The sequence below is a fragment of the Klebsiella sp. C283 genome, assembly GCF_048822555.1.
In the GTDB taxonomy this organism is placed as follows: Bacteria; Pseudomonadota; Gammaproteobacteria; order Enterobacterales; family Enterobacteriaceae; genus Klebsiella; species Klebsiella quasipneumoniae.
The window spans coordinates 1-4254 of record NZ_JBMEZS010000042.1; the positions used below are offsets into that span (position 1 = coordinate 1).

4 protein-coding genes and 4 tRNA genes are annotated in these 4254 nt (G+C 51.2%); 7 read left to right on the forward strand and 1 reads right to left on the reverse strand.

Annotated features, from left to right (window positions below; translation table 11 throughout):
* Nucleotides 1-198 precede the first annotated feature (198 nt).
* Nucleotides 199-1227 carry a UDP-N-acetylmuramate dehydrogenase gene (gene murB, locus ACOI7Z_RS26840; protein WP_087848547.1) on the forward strand — a complete coding sequence of 343 codons (1029 nt, stop codon included), beginning with the start codon at nt 199-201 and terminating at the stop codon, nt 1225-1227.
* Complete coding sequence (gene birA / locus ACOI7Z_RS26845; protein WP_080901933.1) at nt 1224-2186, forward strand: bifunctional biotin--[acetyl-CoA-carboxylase] ligase/biotin operon repressor BirA; 963 nt, start codon at nt 1224-1226, stop codon at nt 2184-2186. Before murB ends, birA begins: the two co-directional genes overlap by 4 nt.
* 26 nt (nt 2187-2212) lie before the next feature.
* Here the strand turns inward: birA and coaA are convergent, their stop codons facing one another.
* Nucleotides 2213-3163: a type I pantothenate kinase gene (gene coaA / locus ACOI7Z_RS26850; RefSeq protein ID WP_032429237.1), complete on the reverse strand. Its 951-nt coding sequence runs from the start codon at nt 3161-3163 to the stop codon at nt 2213-2215.
* A 429-nt stretch (nt 3164-3592) separates the two neighbouring features.
* Here coaA and ACOI7Z_RS26855 point away from each other — a divergent pair.
* From ACOI7Z_RS26855 to ACOI7Z_RS26875, 5 genes are all read left to right on the forward strand, one after another.
* Nucleotides 3593-3668 (forward strand) — tRNA-Thr (locus tag ACOI7Z_RS26855).
* 10 nt (nt 3669-3678) lie between these two features.
* Nucleotides 3679-3763: transfer RNA gene (locus ACOI7Z_RS26860), tRNA-Tyr, on the forward strand.
* A 115-nt stretch (nt 3764-3878) separates the two neighbouring features.
* Nucleotides 3879-3953: transfer RNA gene (locus ACOI7Z_RS26865), tRNA-Gly, on the forward strand.
* A gap of 5 nt (nt 3954-3958) precedes the next feature.
* Nucleotides 3959-4034 (forward strand) — tRNA-Thr (locus tag ACOI7Z_RS26870).
* Nucleotides 4035-4149: 115 nt separating this feature from the next.
* On the forward strand, nt 4150-4254 hold a 105-nt coding region (locus ACOI7Z_RS26875), incomplete at its 3' end, for a GTP-binding protein (RefSeq protein ID WP_005651251.1).

Genomic DNA, 4254 nt, shown 5'->3' on the forward strand with positions numbered 1-4254 from the left:
GTTTTTTGCTGTGTGGGGTACGCCTCCCCCGGTGGCGCTGCGCTTACCGGGGCTACGGACCTTGCGGGTTCTGTAGCCCGGACCGGTACACCACATCACCACCGTTAGCGCCCCGCAATATTATTGCCTCTGTAATCAGGCAAGCCTTCCCCCGCCAGATACGGTAAACTAACGCCGATTTTGCATCAGGAAGCCACTATGAACCACTCCCTCAAACCCTGGAATACCTTTGGCATTGAGCGATCCGCCAATACGATAGTACGCGCCGAAACTGAACAACAGTTATTAAGCGCCTGGCAAACCGCTGTCGCGGCTGGCGAACCCACGCTAATCCTTGGGGAAGGCAGTAACGTCCTGTTTCTGAACGACTATGCCGGTACGGTGATCCTCAACCGAATTATGGGGATCGAGGTGAGCGAAACCCCGGATGCCTGGCGCTTGCACGTCGGCGCCGGCGAAAACTGGCATCAACTGGTGCAGTTCACGCTACAGCATGCGATGCCTGGTCTGGAAAATCTGGCATTAATCCCTGGTTGCGCAGGATCTTCGCCTATCCAGAATATTGGCGCTTACGGCGTCGAATTGCAGCGGGTTTGCGAATATGTTGACTGCATCGAGCTGGAAACGGGACGTAAACAACGCCTTTCCGCAGCGGAATGCCGTTTCGGCTATCGCGACAGCATCTTTAAACATGAATATCAGGACCGCTACGCCATCGTCGCGATTGGCCTGGCGTTAGAGAAAGCGTGGCGACCGGTGCTGAGCTACGGTGATTTAACACGTCTCAATCCGCAGACGGTCACCCCGCAGCAGGTATTCGATGCGGTCTGTCATATGCGAATGACTAAATTGCCGGATCCAAAGATTAACGGTAATGCTGGCAGCTTTTTTAAGAACCCGATCGTCAGCGCTCAGGTTGCAGAAGCGCTGCTGGCGCAGTTCCCTCATGCACCGCACTATCCGCAGGCAAACGGCAGCGTCAAGCTGGCCGCTGGCTGGCTAATCGATCAATGTCAGCTCAAAGGACAACGCATCGGCGGCGCGGCCGTGCATCGACAGCAGGCGCTGGTACTGATTAATGAAGATCAAGCGACCAGTGAGGATGTGATAAAGCTTGCCCATTACGTTCGCCAGCAGGTGGGTGCGAAATTCAATGTATGGCTTCAACCCGAGGTGCGCTTCATTGGAACGCATGGTGAAGTCAACGCAGAGGAGAGCATTGCGTGAAAGACCATACTATCCCTTTAACGCTAATTTCTATCCTTGCTGATGGTGAGTTTCACTCAGGTGAACAGCTTGGCGAGCAGTTAGGCATGAGCCGGGCGGCGATTAATAAGCATATCCAGACTTTACGCGACTGGGGCGTTGATGTGTTTACCGTACCGGGCAAGGGTTACAGCCTGCCAGAGCCTATTCATCTTTTGGATGAGAAAAAGATCTCCCAACAGATAGAGCATGGCCGAGTGACTGTCCTTCCGGTAATCGACTCCACTAACCAGTATTTGCTGGACAGACTGGATGAGCTGACGTCCGGCGATGCCTGCGTGGCTGAATATCAGCAGGCAGGGCGGGGTCGACGAGGCAGAAAATGGTTTTCCCCCTTTGGCGCGAATCTCTATCTCTCAATGTACTGGCGTCTGGAGCAGGGCCCGGCAGCGGCTATTGGCCTAAGCCTGGTGATCGGTATTGTGATCGCTGAAGTGCTGCAGCAATTCGGGGCCGAACAGGTTCGCGTGAAATGGCCGAACGATATTTATCTGCAGGATCGTAAGCTGTCAGGGATCCTCGTGGAACTGACGGGAAAAACGGGCGATGCCGCACAAATCGTCAGCGGCGCGGGTATCAACCTTGTGATGCGTCGCGTGGAGTCTGATGTCGTCAATCAGGGTTGGATCAGCCTTCAGGAAGCAGGGGTGGTCATCGATCGTAACCTCCTCGCCGCGCGCCTGATTAAAGAGCTGCGCCTGGGGCTGGAGCTGTTCGAGCAGGAAGGGTTGGCTCCTTATCTGCCGCGCTGGGAAAAACTGGATAACTTTATTCATCGTCCGGTAAAACTGATTATCGGTGATAAAGAAATTTATGGCATTTCCCGCGGTATTGACGCCCAGGGGGCGCTATTGCTGGAGCAGGATGGTGTGATAAAAGCCTGGGTCGGTGGTGAAATATCATTGCGCAGCGCAGAATAAAAAAGGGAGCTTCGGCTCCCTTTGCTTTATTTCCGTAAGCGTACCTGATTAACGGAATGATTGGCGCTCTTGGTCATAATCAGGCTGGCGCGCTCGCGGGTTGGAAGGATGTTTTCCTTGAGATTCATTAGGTTAATCTCATTCCATAGCGAGGTGGCAATATCCACCGCTTCTTCCTTCGACAGCTTGGCGTAATTATGGAAATAAGAATCCGGGTCGGTAAATGCTCCTTCCCGGAATTTAAGAAAGCGGTTGATATACCAGCTTTTCAATAATTCTTCCGGGGCATCGACATAAATAGAAAAGTCGACAAAATCCGATACGAATACATGATGCGGATCGTGTGGATAATCCATCCCACTTTGCAGAACATTCAGTCCTTCAAGAATGAGAATATCCGGTTGCGCGACAGTTTTATCGCCGTCGGGAATAACATCATAAATTAGATGGGAATAAACCGGTGCAGTTGCCTGTGGTACTCCTGATTTGAGATCGGAGACAAACTTCACCAGCCGATGCATATCATAAGATTGCGGAAAGCCTTTCTTCTTCATTAACCCACGTTCTTTCAAAACCGAGTTAGGGTGCAAAAATCCGTCAGTGGTAATGAGTTCGACATGGCGATGCTCAGGCCAACGGCTAAGCAAGGCCTGCAGTACACGGGCGGTGGTGCTTTTACCTACCGCAACGCTGCCAGCTATGCTGATTATATAGGGAATTCGCTGACCGTTGGTGCCAAGAAATTGTTCGAGAACCGCCTGACGACGCAGGTTAGAACTAATATAGAAGTTGAGCAAACGCGACAGCGGCAAATAGATCTCAGCAACCTCTTCCAGAGAGAGATCTTCGTTGATGCCTTTTAACCGCGTGATTTCTTCCTCGGTTAACGTCATCGGGACAGAATCACGAAGTGCAGCCCATTGGTGGCGGTTAAATTGTAGGTACGGTGTCATTAACGTCTGCTCTTTTTGGCTCATAAGCATGTTCTTACCATCACCGAATACGTTGAAACGGCGATGCTTCACACGAGTTAATCAGGACAATGGGCAGGAGGGTAACACCAGATTGCCGGGAATAATAAGAAAAAAACTCATTGAATGCTGCTTTCTCGCGCCAGCGTCACAAGAGAGGAATAAGTTTCTTATGCTTTGCAAAGCATGGCCTTTGCTAACAGGATTGTGCTAACGGCCTGTTGCCTTTCAGTCTGCGGTCAGCATACGTTCCGGGTAAACGTGGATGACCGAAACCGCGCCTGCTGTGCTGTTTGCTGGCGATTATTTGCACTCCGTTGTTTGAAATTACACCGTTTTTTCGCGTAAGAGCACAAAATGTGAGCAAGAGAACGTTTTATGCAAATTTTTAGTTGCATGAACTCGCTCCTCTCCCTAGAATGCGCGCTACTTGATGCCGACTTAGCTCAGTAGGTAGAGCAACTGACTTGTAATCAGTAGGTCACCAGTTCGATTCCGGTAGTCGGCACCATAACAATTTGGGTGGGGTTCCCGAGCGGCCAAAGGGAGCAGACTGTAAATCTGCCGTCATCGACTTCGAAGGTTCGAATCCTTCCCCCACCACCACTTTCTGGCGACGCTTTGCGTAGCCGGAGTTGGTTGGGTAAACTAATCAGCTCAATACTACAGAGAGCAGTCTCTTTAGTATTACAGAAAGAACTGGGTAGCCGAGTTTCAGGATGCGGGCATCGTATAATGGCTATTACCTCAGCCTTCCAAGCTGATGATGCGGGTTCGATTCCCGCTGCCCGCTCCAGACGTGCTGATATGGCTCAGTTGGTAGAGCGCACCCTTGGTAAGGGTGAGGTCCCCAGTTCGACTCTGGGTATCAGCACCACTTCTTTTCTCTCCTTCCCTGTTTCTCTTCTGTTATGTTCATTCAACAAGTCGGGCATGTTGCCTGGTTGATGTGGTGATATCACCGATTTATCCGTGTCTTAGAGGGACAATCGATGTCTAAAGAAAAGTTTGAACGTACAAAACCGCACGTTAACGTCGGTACTATCGGCCACGTTGACCATGGTAAAACAACGCTGACCGCTGCCATCACTACCGTA